This window comes from Shewanella psychrophila (genome assembly GCF_002005305.1).
In the GTDB taxonomy this organism is placed as follows: Bacteria; Pseudomonadota; Gammaproteobacteria; order Enterobacterales; family Shewanellaceae; genus Shewanella; species Shewanella psychrophila.
In genome coordinates this window covers 20,057-36,182 of the sequence record NZ_CP014782.1, presented here as the reverse complement: position 1 = coordinate 36,182, position 16,126 = coordinate 20,057, and the positions used below count along the sequence as shown (strand labels likewise).

The 16,126-nt window shown below is 44.3% G+C and carries 13 protein-coding genes and 1 pseudogene; 8 read left to right on the top strand and 6 right to left on the bottom strand.

Going from position 1 to position 16,126, the window contains the following annotated elements; translation table 11 throughout:
- The first annotated feature begins 5 nt into the window (after positions 1-5).
- From rnpA to mnmE, 4 genes are all read left to right on the top strand, one after another.
- Positions 6-362: a ribonuclease P protein component gene (rnpA, locus tag sps_RS00180; RefSeq protein ID WP_149027194.1), complete on the top strand. Its 357-nt coding sequence runs from the start codon at positions 6-8 to the stop codon at positions 360-362.
- Complete coding sequence (yidD, locus tag sps_RS00175; RefSeq protein ID WP_077750627.1) at positions 329-586, top strand: membrane protein insertion efficiency factor YidD; 258 nt, start codon at positions 329-331, stop codon at positions 584-586. The genes rnpA and yidD overlap by 34 nt, the downstream gene beginning before the upstream one ends.
- Before the next feature lie 3 nt (positions 587-589).
- On the top strand, positions 590-2,227 hold the full coding sequence (gene yidC, locus sps_RS00170; protein ID WP_077750626.1) for a membrane protein insertase YidC: 1,638 nt from the start codon (positions 590-592) through the stop codon (positions 2,225-2,227).
- 135 nt (positions 2,228-2,362) lie between these two features.
- Positions 2,363-3,724, top strand: coding sequence for a tRNA uridine-5-carboxymethylaminomethyl(34) synthesis GTPase MnmE (gene mnmE / locus sps_RS00165; RefSeq protein ID WP_077750625.1), 1,362 nt, complete (start codon positions 2,363-2,365; stop codon positions 3,722-3,724).
- A 704-nt stretch (positions 3,725-4,428) separates the two neighbouring features.
- Here mnmE and sps_RS00155 read toward each other — a convergent pair.
- The 3 genes from sps_RS00155 to sps_RS00140 form a co-directional block, all read right to left on the bottom strand.
- Positions 4,429-6,951, bottom strand: a complete 2,523-nt coding sequence (locus sps_RS00155; protein WP_077750623.1) for a helicase-related protein — start codon at positions 6,949-6,951, stop codon at positions 4,429-4,431.
- Between the two features lie 441 nt (positions 6,952-7,392).
- Positions 7,393-8,055 carry a hypothetical protein gene (locus sps_RS00145; RefSeq protein ID WP_077750621.1) on the bottom strand — a complete coding sequence of 221 codons (663 nt, stop codon included), beginning with the start codon at positions 8,053-8,055 and terminating at the stop codon, positions 7,393-7,395.
- Between the two features lie 15 nt (positions 8,056-8,070).
- A complete protein-coding gene (locus sps_RS00140; RefSeq protein WP_077755496.1) occupies positions 8,071-9,075 on the bottom strand; it encodes a 5'/3'-nucleotidase SurE in 1,005 nt (334 codons plus the stop codon).
- Between the two features lie 715 nt (positions 9,076-9,790).
- Between sps_RS00140 and sps_RS00130 the strand changes: the two genes are divergently transcribed.
- From sps_RS00130 to sps_RS00115, 3 genes are all read left to right on the top strand, one after another.
- A complete protein-coding gene (locus tag sps_RS00130) occupies positions 9,791-10,900 on the top strand; it encodes a Fic family protein (protein ID WP_077750619.1) in 1,110 nt (369 codons plus the stop codon).
- A gap of 430 nt (positions 10,901-11,330) precedes the next feature.
- Complete coding sequence (locus sps_RS00120) at positions 11,331-11,630, top strand: helix-turn-helix domain-containing protein (protein WP_077750617.1); 300 nt, start codon at positions 11,331-11,333, stop codon at positions 11,628-11,630.
- A complete protein-coding gene (locus sps_RS00115) occupies positions 11,620-12,909 on the top strand; it encodes a type II toxin-antitoxin system HipA family toxin (RefSeq protein WP_077750616.1) in 1,290 nt (429 codons plus the stop codon). The genes sps_RS00120 and sps_RS00115 overlap by 11 nt, the downstream gene beginning before the upstream one ends.
- 545 nt (positions 12,910-13,454) lie before the next feature.
- Here the strand turns inward: sps_RS00115 and sps_RS00110 are convergent.
- On the bottom strand, positions 13,455-14,603 hold the full coding sequence (locus sps_RS00110) for an IS256 family transposase (RefSeq protein ID WP_077750615.1): 1,149 nt from the start codon (positions 14,601-14,603) through the stop codon (positions 13,455-13,457).
- Between the two features lie 58 nt (positions 14,604-14,661).
- On the opposite strand from sps_RS00110, the gene sps_RS00105 reads away from it, so the two are divergent.
- Positions 14,662-15,579 (top strand): IS5 family transposase, encoded by a 918-nt coding sequence (locus sps_RS00105; protein WP_077750614.1) that lies wholly within the window; start codon positions 14,662-14,664, stop codon positions 15,577-15,579.
- A gap of 23 nt (positions 15,580-15,602) precedes the next feature.
- Here sps_RS00105 and sps_RS28410 read toward each other — a convergent pair.
- Together sps_RS28410 and sps_RS00100 are read right to left on the bottom strand one after the other, a co-directional pair.
- Positions 15,603-15,725, bottom strand: a pseudogene (locus sps_RS28410) (IS256 family transposase); the annotation flags it as partial.
- Between the two features lie 59 nt (positions 15,726-15,784).
- On the bottom strand, positions 15,785-15,991 hold the full coding sequence (locus sps_RS00100; RefSeq protein WP_179948389.1) for a hypothetical protein: 207 nt from the start codon (positions 15,989-15,991) through the stop codon (positions 15,785-15,787).
- Positions 15,992-16,126 lie beyond the last annotated feature (135 nt).

Sequence of the window (16,126 nt, the reverse complement as noted above, 5' to 3'; positions counted from 1 at the left end):
TGCAAGTGACTAGCTATACCTTTACGCGGGAGTTACGTTTGTTAACTCCCGCGCAATTCAAATCTGTATTTGCAAAACCTATCAAAGCTTCATCCGCTGAAATAACCTTACTTGCTATACCGAATTCTGAGCAGCATCCACGTATTGGATTAACTGTTGCTAAGCGTTTTGTTAAGAAAGCTCACCAGCGAAACAGAATTAAACGTATCATCCGAGATAACTTTCGTTTGCATCAACACGAAATACCTCCGGTCGATATTGTTGTTTTGGTCAGAAATGGCGTTGTAGAGATGGATAATGCAGAGCTCCATAAATTGGTAGAAAAGCTATGGCGAAAACTCAGTCGCCGTTACAATGGCTAGCTACCACGATTATTCGTGGCTACCAAATCTTTATCAGTCCCCTGCTGGGGGCTAATAAGTGCCGCTTTCATCCAACATGCTCACATTATGCTATCGAAGCCATTCGTTTGCATGGATTTGTAAAAGGCAGTTGGCTTACAGCTAAACGCGTATTAAAATGTCACCCTTTGCATCCGGGCGGTATTGATCCCGTCCCCTCAAAAAAACACAGGTGTAATAAATAGGCTATGGAATCTCAACGCAATATATTGCTTATCGGTCTGCTTTTTGTCAGCTTTTTGCTTTGGCAACAATGGCAGATGGATCAAGCTCCGCAACCAGTAGCTACTGAAACAACAACTTCAGTAACGACTGCATCAAATTCTACAGACGCGCACAGTTCAGATGTTCCAGATGCTGATTCTGCGCTTCCAGCTGCAATTGTAGCTTCAAAAGAATTGATCACTGTTAATACCGACCAACTCGTTATCAAGATTAATCCTGTTGGTGGTGATATCGTCTACTCGGCCCTAGTTGAACATAAGCTAGAACTGGAAAATGACGAACCATTCGTTCTTCTTGAACAGACTAAAGATATTAACTACATAGCTCAAAGTGGTCTTATTGGTCGTAATGGTATCGACAGCAGTTCTAAGGGCCGTGCTCACTTCGACAGTACATCCCGTGACTTCACCATGGCTTCGGGTCAAGATACTCTAGAAGTACCATTGACCTATGTTGCTGATGACGGTGCTAAGTACACTAAGATGTTTATCTTCCACCGTGGTCAATTCAAGATTGATGTCGATTATGTCATCAACAACACTACAGATAAGCAGCTTCAAGTTCAGATGTACGGTCAGATTAAGCACAGCATCAAGAAAAGCGAAAGCAGCATGATGATGCCGACTTATCGTGGTGCCGCCTTCTCAACTTCGGACATTCGTTACGAGAAGTACAGCTTCGATGATATGGCTGATAAGAATCTGGATAAGAAGACCTTAGGTGGTTGGGCAGCGATGCTGCAACACTACTTCGTTTCTGCTTGGGTACCACCAGAAAGTGACCAGAACACCATCTTCTCTAGCATCAGTGCAGGCGGTCAGGCAAATATCGGTTTCCGTGGCGCCATCTATGATGTTGCACCGGGTGCGACTCAGACTATCAATGCTGAGTTCTATGTAGGTCCTAAAGATCAGGAAGCCCTTTCTGCAATCTCAGACTCACTTAACCTAGTAGTAGATTATGGTTTCCTTTGGTGGATAGCTGTTCCTATCTACAAGCTACTCATGTTCTTCCAGTCGATTGTGTCTAACTGGGGTCTAGCGATTATTCTTATCACGCTTACAGTACGTGGTATGTTGTTCCCGCTAACTAAAGCTCAGTACACGTCTATGGCTAAGATGCGTAATCTACAGCCTAAACTTGCTGAAATGAAAGAGCGCTTTGGCGATGACCGTCAGAAGATGGGTCAAGCCATGATGGAACTGTACAAGAAAGAGAAAGTTAACCCTATGGGTGGCTGTCTTCCTATCTTGCTACAAATGCCAATTTTCATCGCACTTTACTGGGTACTACTGGAAAGTGTTGAATTGCGTCATGCACCATTTATGTTATGGATCACCGATTTATCGGTACAAGATCCTTACTACGTGATGCCGATTCTGATGGGTATCTCCATGTTCGTCATGCAGAAGATGCAGCCTATGGCACCGACTATGGATCCTATGCAACAGAAGATGATGCAGTGGATGCCTGTAGTATTTACTGTGTTCTTCCTGTGGTTCCCTGCCGGTCTGGTACTTTACTGGTTAGTAGGTAACTTAGTTGCTATCACGCAGCAGAAAATAATCTACGCAGGTCTGGCGAAGAAAGGCTTAAAATAAGTCTGATACCAAATAAGCGTTAATTGAAAAGCGGTTGATACTTAGGTATCAACCGCTTTTTGCTTTTTATGAGAGACTGAGCCTTTCAGTTTCACACCCATTTTATACCCTTGAACAAGAGTAGGAATCACAGTAATGACAGCAGATACTATCGTGGCACAAGCAACCGCTCCAGGGCGTGGTGGTGTAGGTATCATTCGTATCTCCGGCGATCAGGCCAGCGAAGTAGCTATGGCCATGCTTGGACACATTCCCAAGACACGATATGCCGACTACTGTGATTTTAAGACTGCCGATGGTGAAGTGATCGATCAAGGTATCGCCCTCTATTTCCAGGGCCCTAACTCCTTTACCGGTGAAGATGTACTGGAACTACAAGGTCATGGCGGCCAAATCGTGCTCGATATGCTGATCAAGCGTGTAATGGAAACCAAAGGCATTCGCATCGCCAGACCCGGTGAGTTTAGCGAACAGGCCTTCATGAATGACAAATTAGATCTCACCCAGGCCGAAGCCATCGCCGATCTTATCGATGCCACCAGCGAACAAGCTGCTAAGAGCGCACTGAACTCGCTCCAAGGCGAATTTTCGACAGAAGTACATGCATTAGTCGAACAGGTCACTAACTTGCGCCTATACGTCGAGGCAGCCATAGACTTTCCCGATGAAGAAGTAGACTTCCTCTCAGACGGAAAGATTGCCGGTTCACTCAACAAGATCATCACCAGACTGGATTCGGTTAAGGCCAGCGCCAAGCAAGGTTCGATAATCCGTGAAGGTATGAAGGTAGTGATTGCAGGTCGACCCAATGCGGGGAAATCTAGCCTTCTTAACGCACTTGCGGGTAAAGAGTCTGCCATCGTCACCGAAATAGCAGGCACGACCCGTGACGTACTACGTGAACATATCCATCTCGATGGCATGCCACTGCATATTATCGACACAGCTGGATTACGTGACACCTCGGATACCGTCGAACAGATAGGGATCGAACGAGCCTGGGCCGAAATAGAAACCGCCGATCAGGTGCTGTTTATGGTCGATGGCACCACAACAAATGCAGTAGATCCGCACGAAATATGGCCTGACTTTATCGATCGCTTACCTAAGAAACTAGGTATTACAGTGGTACGTAACAAGGCAGACATCACAGGCGAATCACTAGAACTCACCGAAGATCACGGCCATCCAGTATTTCGCATCTCAGCTAAGACAGGTTTAGGTGTCGATTCCGTCAAACAACACCTGAAATCCCTTATGGGTTATCAGAGTAATCTCGAAGGCGGCTTTATCGCACGTCGTCGTCATTTAGAGGCACTTGATCTAGCCAGCAGTCACCTGATGTTAGGCAAAGAGCAGTTAGAGGTTTACCTGGCCGGTGAATTACTTGCCGAAGAGTTACGCATGACTCAGATGGCACTTTCTGAGATCACAGGTAAATTCACCTCAGACGATCTACTCGGAAAGATCTTCAGCTCCTTCTGTATAGGGAAGTAAAGACCTCGGCAAAAGACGGACGCTTCGCTGTTCGACGGACTTCATCCTGTTAAAGCTAAGACGACGCTGCGCTAATTAAAGATCCGAGGCACTCCTTCCCTATTTCCCCCTGCGTCATTCCGGCATTCTTTTGGCCGGAATCCAGCGTTTCGATCCTAGAAAATGGCTTCTAAGACCTAGCTCCTCAGATCGACAAGTTTCACGACAATATTAAATACTCATATTTTAAAATAAAACGAACGACTGAATATTATGCTTTATGCAGCTAAATTAGCCGTTAAAGCCACTATTTTAGCCGATAAAAATAGCAGATCTAAGCCTGTACGTTTTTTGATCTCGATCAAAATCATCAACAGAGATATCAACAAGCAATGTAAATTTAGATCATTTATTCAAATATCGAGCAGATCAAAACCTAACCTACTGATATAAAACAATTCTCTTTGTGGATAAAAATGCCGATTTTACTTGTAAAATACAAAATTTAAGATCTTAGCTAAAAAGTTATACGCAAAACGAATTTTAATTCTACTGATCAAAATCGATCTGATCGGGCAAAGATCAAAAATGATTTTTATAACTTCGATGCTTTTAAGTTTATGCTCAATATATCTCTCAAAATTGAAACCTAAAAACGGATCAAAACATTTAAATATAGCCGATAAAACCCTCGATTATCACATCCAACCGCTAGCTAATATGAATCACTTTACATCTATAACTCGGCTGGCCTTCCGGTATTGAATCTTCCAACCTTGCCAGCGAGGTAACTCCCAGCGCTTAGGGCCAGTTTTACGTGATCCATTAGCGTAAACCAGTGTCACTAGCTTACGTTTAGCTTGGTATTCAACGGTAAGTTTGAGGTCAGCTAATATCAATTTAGCCGGGTACAAGCTATCGAACTCTTCACGCAGCCAATCAGGTATCCCCTCGAACAAGAGATCATCCGCCTCTATCAGCTCCAGATCATCAAAACTTTCCACCCCAAGCTCATTTAACCTCTCCATAAGATAGACATCGAACACTAATGGTTCTTCACCTAAACTGTTAATTTGACCCGATTCAGCAAATTGCTCCTTGGCCTTTCCTAGGGCTAACCAGATATTCCAGGCGGCAATATCGTTTTTTAAACGCTGGGATAACCCCTTAAATTGCCGGCCAACGTCTATGCTACGCACAATAGCCTCTATCGCCTGCTCTCCCTCAACTTTTTTCAGACGAGAACCTATCACTCTACCAGCGTAAATAGTCTCAACCACCAGCTTATGACTCTGCCCCTTCTCTTTAGTGTCTCCTAGGCGCTCCTCACCTAACTGAGCCTCTAACAAGAAGTTAAATGAAACTGGTGCCATACAAGAGGCTAGATTAAGTGTTTGCTTTGCCCCTTTACCGGCTATAGAGTGCAGATCGAATATCACCGCCCCTAAAGCACGCTCCTTGCCATCGACTCCCTTAAGCTCACTACAGAAACGACTGACACGGCCGATTTGTGCCTCACTAAAACCGTTTCCAAGGGCTGTGATACGTTTTTCACGCCTGACGTAGGCAAGTTCAGGTGCAGCCTTGATAACGGCTAACAACCAACGCCTGCGCAGCTCGATGTCTTTGCTGACCAAGGCGGATGATTGCTCGATACTCTGCAAGCCCAGGGCCGAGCGGATCTGGTTTGCAAGCATGCGCGCCTCTTTGCGAGCTCCCCGATGAACATAGCCAGCATCGGCATCCCCAAGAAAACCGGGGAGCTTCTCTCTGACTATTTTTATTAGCGTAAATGCATCACAACCCAGAGGTTCCCATTCACTCAGCAACTTAAGATCAAATTCACTGGTGGGTAACTTGAACAAGCCTTGTGGCACACTCAGAGCCCCAGCGAGATCGATCATAAGGCCACGACAAATGTCATCGGGCATAGCACTGATAAGGTGAGCAAACTGAGTATCTATCGGTAACGGGGATAGCTTTTTGCCATGAGCAGTGATTAACCCGCTGTCATCTATAGCGCCCATAGCCAGTAACTTCTGCTCGGCAATAGCCACTGATTTTAGCGGCAAATCATCGACAAACTTAAGTTCAGACAACTTATAACCACAACAAGCGGCAGCTAGCATAGGCTCCACTAACTCCTCACGTTGAACCTCTGGCGGTGTCATAGCCTCCATGGGAGCATTCTTGCCCCATAAGCGTATACAGATACCGTTTTGCGTACGGCCAGCACGTCCCATTCTCTGGTCACAGCTGGCTTTAGATATTCTTGCAAGAGAAAGCACTGTACGGCCGTTGCGCTGATGGGTTCTTCGCTCAAGCCCGGTATCAACCACAGCGGAGACCCCAGGGATAGTCAATGAAGTTTCCGCCACATTGGTGGCGAAGATGACTCGCTGATGATCGGCTTGCTGCAAGACATTCTTCTGCTCTTGAGGGCTGATACCACCATGGAGTGCTAATAGTTCCAATGGCTTACCACTGGCCATAATCAAAGGCTGACAACTTTGAATAGCGCTTTGAATCTCACGCTTACCAGGAAGAAACACCAGTATATCTCCATCAGTCTCTTGCAGCAGACCCGACACAGCGGTTTTCACCCCTTGTTCCACGCCACGAATGTCAGGCAGATGGTGACTTTCACTGGCCTGAAATTTTAGTTCCACGTGGAACCTTTTTCCTTCCGTCACTAAACGATGTGCTGTTTTACTTAAATAGCGGGTCAAACGTTCACCGTCTATGGTGGCCGAAGTCAATATGATTCTAAACTCAGGAGAAGATTGAGCCTTCAGCTTCAACATGGCCAACAACAAGTCAGTATCCCAACGGCGTTCGTGGAATTCATCAATAATCACAGTATCGAAACTAGCTAAACCGGTTTCTTGCAGCCAACGTAGAGCAATACCCGGTGTAACGAAGGCTATTTGAGTATCGTCAGTCACGGTAGAGTCGAAACGTATGGCATGACCCACTTTTAACTCAGTTTGCTCACTAACAAATGAAGACAGCGCCAAACAGGCGACTCTACGAGGCTCCACCACTAACACTCGCCTAAGCTTTCCATCTTCTTTTGGCTCTGTCCCCCCTCTCTCTCTATCCCCAACTTCTACACACCCGGCTCCTACACACCAAAGTGGCAAGCGGGTAGATTTACCCGAACCAGTATCCGACTCCACCACTAAGTGATTGTCCTTGATGGCAGATTTAAACTCTTGATAGAGCTTGTCAATGGGTAATGAGTTCATAGATGAGTCACTTTTATTAGGTAGATCATATACATAGTATGATGCGACATAGGATGTTTATCCTATAGAGAATATTAAATATTTGGTCAAGTTTAACGGGCAATGGGATTGGAGGGAACAAAGACAGGAAAACAGAATTTAATTATAGCGATTCAATCACTCAGGTATTTGTTAAATTTTAAATTATTAAAAAATATACATCTAAATCAATCATTAATCAGCATTATAAATAAAGGTGACACTGCTTATTTCCGCTCTAATGAGGTAGACACGAACCTAAGAGTGAATGGCAGTATGCCTTAGAAGTGGCTATTTTTAAGTCCTAAATGTGTAAACGACAAGACACACTTGTCAAAAAAGCCGTTCACATAAGAGTCGGACTTAATGTCTGACAAAAATAGAAGCTGGTGAGTATATTCACCAGCTTCTATTTTATTCATCTTAAAGCTTCACCCAAGTGTTCGGGAAATCTGTGTTAATGGTCTGAAACTCGAGACTGTACAGCTCATCGTTATCGCTGACATAACTCATAATCCCAGTCAGATGCTCGAACCCACAGTCATTATCTGCCATCTCAAACATCAATACTTGCTCGTTGAGTTCATAGGATATTGAACCATTCGCTTCACAGCTTGCACCCGAGATAGTCATCTTGTTATCCGCAGCTATGGTCACTTCATAAGGCTCAGACTCAACTTGAGCACGATAACTGCCCAGTAACCCATCGGCACTTACCGTTTCCAGGGTAATTTTAGGCAGTGTAAAGCTCTCAACAGCAGAGGCACACAACCACAGATTATTATCCGGGATACACTCATATTGCTCGTTAGCAAAAGTCAGCCTATTAGAGTCTAGATGATAGACCCCTGAGTAACTCATCTGCCGATCTCTCTCGTCCCATAGTGTGACAATTGTTTCATTAATCGTGTTAGAGGCAGCTAAATTGATTACCGTAGCCGTCACCTTTAAGGGGGTGCCGGCTTCGCTATAGCTAACCCCAGAAAACACGCCTGACACTTCAGGAGCCTTGTTGCCATCGTCGTTATCACTGCTGCACCCAGCCAATAAAGCGAGACTCATTAAGCCTAAAAGACACTTGTTCATGATATTGCCCCTTGCTTATAAGCCGGATAAACGTTGCTGAGTAAGGGCCACCTTAGCTCTGGTCGCCTGCACACTGGCATCTATGGTGCTGATAGTGATGTAGCCATTCTTGACCGCAACACCTTCAGAGTTTTCATTGCTGTCATTCACATCACTCGGGTTAAAGCCGATACCTTGCTTACCGCGCAACATCCCCTTTGCCATGATTAATGCCTGCTCCATAGTCTCAGCCGCTCCCTGAGCTAACAGGATTTGCGCAAAATAGCCGACTATCATCTCGTTCTCACTAAAATCTTCGACAAACTTAAGCGCTATACCACCACCGTTCCAACCCACATCGGTAAATCGATAACCTAAGCTGGCATCGATATCTTCCGGCGTATTGATGTTTAGCCCCATATACGCTGGCAGCAGCGGCTGATTGTCTGTACGGCTGGCTTCCAGCTTATCGATCACATTCACCACTACATTGGCAATCTTAGGGCCCTGGGTCGGATCCGACAGAGAATTCTCATTGCCACTCACTGCGATAGCCGGAATACCACGGCTAAGTGCAATCATGGTCGCCCCCAAGGTGCCGGAGTTATTATTCATATAACCTAAGTTATTGCCTTCGTTAGGCCCAGAAACAACCAGATCGGGTGCCTTACCCCATTTATTTTGCGCCGCGACATCGATGCCGTATAAAACAGACATCACAGGCGTACCTTCCACATAATCTTCGAAGGCTTGTGAAGTATCTTCATCCCCCACGCAGTACTCATACTGCTCGGCCTTAGTCTCATCAACTTTCACCGATTTAAAGAAACCGAATGAGCCGCCCTTACCGCTCTGGCCGGTACAAGGCGCCGCCATAATCACATCGTGCCCTTTAGCAACCAGCGCCTCTTTCATCGCCTTAATATTATGGGTATTCCAGCTATCATCATTCGTTAGCACAATATTCAACGCCGCCGCAGGTGCAGAAACCAACAAAGCTTGAGCAATCAACGCAGATAAAAGACCAGTTTTAATTTTCATTTTATTCCCTATTTCTTTATCTAATACCAGACGAGCCATCATCGATGGCCGCCGGAAATAACTAACAGAAGAACTAATAGATAGTTAATGTGTTTATTGACCAAAGGATTGCCGTAAAAAGCGGTTTCAGACGACATACCGGTTACCAACGGCCACCAACCATAGAGAAGGAAAATGAAGGGAGTGTGACAGCGGAAGTGCAGAAACTATAAATATACAAATTGATGCACTTGTCACCTCACATGAAGAGCACCAAGTTTGGCAAATAGGCTTTTGGTTAGCCTGTTGGGTTCGTTGGGCTGTATTTTTGTTTGGTGGGGGTTTAGTAGTTCATGACATTTCTGATGTTAATCGCCTCCAGCGGGGTATGTGCAGACGCTTCTATGAGACGCTATGAAGCCATCTCTGGCCGCTTTGCGGTTTCCAATAACCTCCCTGTTAAACAGCCAGTTCGATATCCCTATCTCTCGCTCGAGGAGTTTCATTTCTTGAAACCTCGCCCTGTCATCGAAGCTCGCAGCTGCATCTACACCTGTTGATGACAAACAAAGAATACAGGCTGTGAATTTCTTCGGTTTTGTCGGTTTAACAGTCATTGAGGCAATTAGAAGGGCTATTAGCCTCAAGTATTGAGGCGATTAAGCTTGTTATTCGCCTCACATAGTGAGTAGAATAACAGTGTTATTTGACTCATAGCGACTCATAGAGGTTCTATATGTGGATTTGGCAACAAGCTAACTGGCCTGATTTTCGCTGGGAAACCGATAATATAGCCTTATTATTACGTCAGGTTAGTTTCAACCAGGGCTTGCTGCTTGGTAAATTTGATCGCGAGCCATCAGCTCAAATGACACTTGATACCTTACTGGCAAATATCATTCACTCCAGTGCTATTGAAGGTGAAAAACTCAATGCCTTCTCGGTGCGATCATCTTTGGCCAACAAGCTAGGTATCAGTGATGAGAAGCCCTATCCCACCACGGTTCAAACTGATGGCTTAGCTGAGATGACACTAGATGCCCTGCAGAACTGGCAAACAGAGTTAAGTTTACAGCGGATCATGGATTGGCATACATTACTCTTCCCCGAAGGCTATACCCTGTTTAATCCCGTTCAAGGTGGCGTGTTACGGGGTATCGAGCCTATGCAAGTTATCTCGGGACGCATAGATAAGCCTAAAGTCCATTTTGAAGCCCCACCTCGCTCTGGGCTCGAAGATGAACTCACAAGGTTTATAGATTGGTTCAACAGATCACAGCAAGATGTGGCAATGGACCCCTTGATCCGTGCAGCCATCACTCACCTGTGGTTTGTGACTCTGCATCCACTCGATGATGGTAATGGCAGAATAACCCGCTTACTCACAGATTTAGCTCTCGCACAGGCTGAAAACCGCTCTATCCATTTTTATGCCATGTCAGTGAGTATCCTAGAGCGCAGACAAGCCTATTACGATATTTTGGAAAGCACTCAAAAAGGCGAGTTAGATATTACCTCTTGGTTAGTCTGGTTTTTAGATACGCTCAATAGCAGTTTGCAGAAATCACTCAATGATATAGCTCAAACAGTAGCGAAAACCAACTATTGGCAACGTGTCGATCAGACACTCTTGAGTGGTGAACAAGTAAAAGTGCTTAACCGCTTATTGGATGCCAGCCCTGGAGATAGTTTTGAGCTGGGCATAAGCAGTAGCCAATATCAGAAAGTCGCAAAGGTAAGCCGTGCAACAGCAACTCGTCATTTGACACAGCTTGCTGAGCAAGGCTTTTTAGTTAAAGCGGGAGCTGGTGGACGAAGTACTCGATACTTAATTGCTAGCAAGTAACGTAATTAGCTTTAGTTGGGTTCATTGGGCTGTATTTCTTCGACTTAGTCTTTTCTCCGTGTCCTCTGTGTACCAATAACGTCCCTGTTAAACGGCCAGTTCGCTATCCCTAGCTCTCGCTCATTAGCACATGGCTTCGCCATATTCGCCGTGGTGATAGCTTTAATTATCTTCTTAGATTGAGTATCTAGGTTAACGTTTGAAAAAAGAGCATTCTCACCACGATAATTTGGAATAGACATAGGCATTTTATAGCCCAAAAAGTATATATCGATTAATTTCCGCTTAATTAGCTACTACCCCTTTATTGACTACTTTATTAATATATAGAAAGTGAGGGAGAGACAGCACACTCAATTTGGATACAATAGTGTCTATTCTTGCCACTTTTAAGTTATAATAGATACTATTATGTCCACAGGTGCTTGCTATGCCTCCATTTCAATTACTAGATGATAAAGATGTCCAATTAGCTTTTGCTGTTCACCTGAGGAAGTTGCGAGAACAACAAAGTCTTTCCCGTGATGCATTAGCACTGCGTAGCTGTGTTCCTGCGCCTACGATAAAAAAATTTGAGCTAACGGGTCAGATATCATTTCGTCAACTACTGTTGCTATGGCAAAGCTTAGATGAATTGGCACGATTATATGAGTTGACGCGAACCTCCTCATTAATCAAGCACTCTAAAATGCCGACTTCCATTGAAGAGGTATTAAAAGATGAGTTTTAAGCCAATTCAGAAGCTGGAGATCGACAGAACTTTAATGTCAGGAAAGCAAGTAACTGTTGGTCAATTAGCTCAAAACCGTCAAGGTGTATACTTTCAATACAGTAACGATTACTTGCAGCAGTTTGGTAACCTTTCGCCATTTACAATGTCTGACAGTAGCGAGTTACAACTTGCCCCCAGAGCACCTCACGGTGGTTTACATGGTGTCTTTGCCGACAGCTTACCTGATGGATGGGGGCTTCTACTGCAAGACAGAGTGTTTAGGCAGCAGGGAATAGGGTTAGCACAAATTACCGCAATGGATCGGTTAGCCTTTGTTGGATCCAATGCCATGGGTTCACTTATTTTTACGCCTGAGTATCAATACCAAGAAAAAGTGAATGATGATGTCGATATCGCTCACCTTGGCTTGCAGGCACAGGCTCTGTTTGATGGCCAAACTGATGAGGTACTTGCAGCCCTAGTCACAGCAGGCAGCTCTGGCGGTGCTCGCCCTAAAGCGCAAATCTATCTGAATGAAAGTGATCATAAAACCTGTCGAACAGTACCCAAGCAAGGTGATGAGGCTTGGCTTGTTAAGTTCACGTCAAAAAACTTGTCACTCGGCCATGAAGAGGGGCTATGTGAGGCCGTTTATCTTCAAATGGCAAACAGTTTGCAGCTTGAGCCTCCAAAATGGAAATTATTAGAGGCTCCTGCAAGTAGTGGAGCTCCAGCTTGGCTGGCGTTAAAACGATTTGACTGGGTAGATAACGGCATAGATAAAACGGCAGGTCGCATTCACATGCATAGTGCATGCGGTCTTTTAGATGCAGACTTTAGAATGCCGAGTTTAGATTATGAAGACTTAATTAAGATGAGCCGTCATCTATGTAAATCACCTGCAGTAGGCAGGCTGCAATTTAGTCGTGCGATGTTTAATCTCTTTGCCAGTAATCAAGATGATCACAGTAAAAACTGGGCATTTTTGCAAGATGACTCGGGTCGCTGGAGTCCAGCACCGTTTTACGATACTACCTACAGCCCACACCCATTTAATGAACACTCAACTTCATTTATTGGTCATGGGAAACAGCCACCTTTAGCCACAATACAGAAGCTGGCCGAAACCGCAGGCTTTAACCGCTGGCAAGAGGCCAAGCAGCTTATAGAGGAGATCGTTGATATCACTGCTAGTTTTGCTGAATTAGCAAAAGATATTGGTGTATCTAAACAGACAATTAAAGAGGTTGAAAGCACACTTTCACAGCGCAGAACCGAAAACAGCTCACTATTTTGAGTTAAAACAGGAGTTAACTTACTTGTCAGCTAACAAGTTTGAGTAATAGCTTTGAAGGTTAGTCTGTTGGGTTCATTTGGCTGTATTTTTGCTTGGTGGGGGATTTGGCAGCATGGCTATATTGGTGTTTATTGCTTGCAGCAGGCTTTAGTGCAGACACTTCTGCGAGGCGCTGTGAATATATCCCTATACGCTTTGCGGTTTCATCCCTGAAACCGAAACTCGCAGCCGCATCTACACTGGTAATTAAAAAGCAAAAACAGTGTTTCTCTTCGATCTACGACTAATTAGCTTGTTACTAAAGAGGTGGGGGTTGATAGGCGATATTTTTCAAGAAATTGCGTTAGTGCTTTGGGATCTTCAGATTCAAATAGGATGATACTGTCTTCGTCATGGCCTATTTCTATATCGCATTCAGAAGTGCTGAAACGGGTAGCTGTTGCTGTGATCACTGTGTAGCGACTAGAGCCGGCATTCTCACGTTCATCCTCGTCGGGGGTTCCATTGAAATAGACCCTGTAGCAGATTCTGTGTAACTACCTAAATTATATATAGTCTGCTATTCGATCTTCAAATTCAATAATAAAACGATTGAGTGCTGGTTTCCAGTTTCTTATCGGCATGGTCCACTTCTTCGAAGCTTGCATAATCGCCAAGTAAACGACTTTCTTCGCTGAGTCATCATTTGGGAAGAGCTTACGATTCTTGATTGCTTTCCTAATCACACTGTTTAATGACTCGATAGCATTAGTTGTATAGATGGCTTTCCGGATGTCTTGAGGGTAATTAAATAGCGTATTAAGATTAGTCCAGTGCCTGTGCCAGGATGCTGAGATACTAGGATATTTAGCGTCCCATTGCTCGCCAAAACGTTCCAAATTAAGCAACGCTTCCTCTTCGGTCACTGACTGGTAAATCCTCTTTAAATCAGCTGTCACCGCCTTGTAATCTTTGTACGGCACAAACTTCATCGAGTTTCGAACCATATGGACGATGCAGAGCTGGATTTGAGTGTTTGGGAACACGGTATTTATGGCATCAGGAAAACCTTTTAGACCGTCAATGCAGGCGATGAGGATATCTTTGAGTCCACGATTTTGAAGCTCTGTCAGTACATTTAACCAAAACTTAGCGCCCTCGTTCTCTGCTATCCACATGCCAAGTAACTCTTTATGGCCTTCGAGGTTAACGCCAAGCGCGAGGAAAATAGCTTTGTTGATGACCTTACTGTTCTCCCTGATTTTAACCACAATACAGTCAAGGTAAACGATAGGATACACGGGTTCTAGCGGACGAGATTGCCATTCGACGACACGCTCAAGGACTGAGTTAGTGACGCGAGAAATTAGCGTTGGTGATATCTCTGCGCCATACATCTCATCAAAGGTATCGACAATATCTCGTGTCGTCATTCCTTTCGCATAAAGATGTAAAATTTTGTCATCCATCGAGGTGAAGCGGCTTTGGTTCTTTTTAACAATCTCAGGCTCAAAGCTACCATTTCGGTCACGGGGAGTGTCTAACTCGAAGCATCCATCTTCGGTCTTTATTTGTTTGTGGGAGTAGCCATTGCGGTTATTACCAGCCGCGACCTTCTCGTTTTTTTGATAGCCTAAGTGATGATCGAGTTCAGCATTTAATGCGGCCTCAACAGTGACTTTGGTTAGCATAGCGGCCTTGTTTCCTAAATCGATTGAACCTTTTGCAGCTTATGTGATCTGATCTTCCAATGTGGTTATTGGAAACATCAAGATGGGTAAAGCTAAGCGTAAAATGACCAATTGGTCTCAGTACAACAAGGCATTGATTAATCGAGGGTCCTTGACCTTTTGGATTGATGAGCACGCCATTAGCTCTTGGTGTTGCTCTGAACATCACGGCCGCCGTGGCCGTGGGTATATTTACTCTGATGTTGCTATTGAAACTGCATTGGTTGTTAAAGGTGTATTCAACTTATCACTGAGAGCACTAGAAGGTTTCACTACCTCGGTTTTCCAGCTTATGAATGTGCCACTAACCTCACCAAGCTATAGCTGCATTAGCAAACGTGCCAAGACCGTAAATATCAAATATCGCTCACCGAGTCGTGGCTCTGTGGCACATGTAGTGATTGATTCAACGGGCCTTAAAGTTTACGGCGAGGGAGAATGGAAGACTCGAAAGTATGGTAAAGAAAAGCGTCGTACCTGGCGTAAGTTACACCTCGCAGTAGATGCTAATACGCATGAAGTCGTAGCAGCAGAAGTCACTCTGGTTAACGTTGCTGATAATGAAGTGTTACCCACATTAATCAAGCCGTTAAGAAGACAGATTAAACAAGTTTCTGCTGATGGAGCATACGACACCAAAGCGTGTCACAAACTCCTTCAGCGTAAAGGTTGCAAACCCACTATCCCACCAAGAAGCAGTGCTGGGTTTTGGGAGGATGGGCACCCTCGAAACGAGGCTGTGAGAGCCCTCAAAAATAATGAGTTAGCGCAATGGAAGAAGGAAAATGACTATCACTTACGGTCACTATCTGAAACAGCAATGTACCGATATAAGCAACTAATTAGTCCGAAACTTAGCCTACGAGATTATAATGCTCAAGTAGGTGAAGCGCTGGCAGGTGTAAAGGCAATGAACAAAGTCATAAGACTAGGAATGCCAGTTAGGAAACAGGCTGCCTAGTTAGCTCAAACCCTTGGAGTAGCTGCATCTATAGCGAGGATTTGATCAACAACGCCTAGCATAGCCCTAAAGTCATTTAAATCGGCTTCGGTTTTAATGCCTTTAGCGGCTTGTTTAGCGAATGCTTCTAGTTCTTTTTTATTCATACTCTACCTTCCATTGACCCACATAGGGTACTGATTGAAAGGTAGTTACACAAAATTATTTACAGGCTCTTGAAATAGTCAACCCACAAGACGAGGTATTGCTCACTTTGCTCTAGACCAACTGAAATATCAGAGTTCACCTTGGCCTTAAACATAAAGCTTGGACACACGTCATTATGCCAACTTTTATCTTTAAGAAATGAAAAATGGCTAAGCTCAAAACCAAGATCAAAAGCTTCACCAAACTCTTGTTTGTATTGGTGCATGACTAAATACCGAAGAAGGTTACACTACTTAATTATAGTACATAACTACATTGATTTTTATATGGTTAATATTTTAAGAGGATTTTAATGCACTTATAAATACTCAAGCTGTATCAGAATTAGATACAGCTAAAC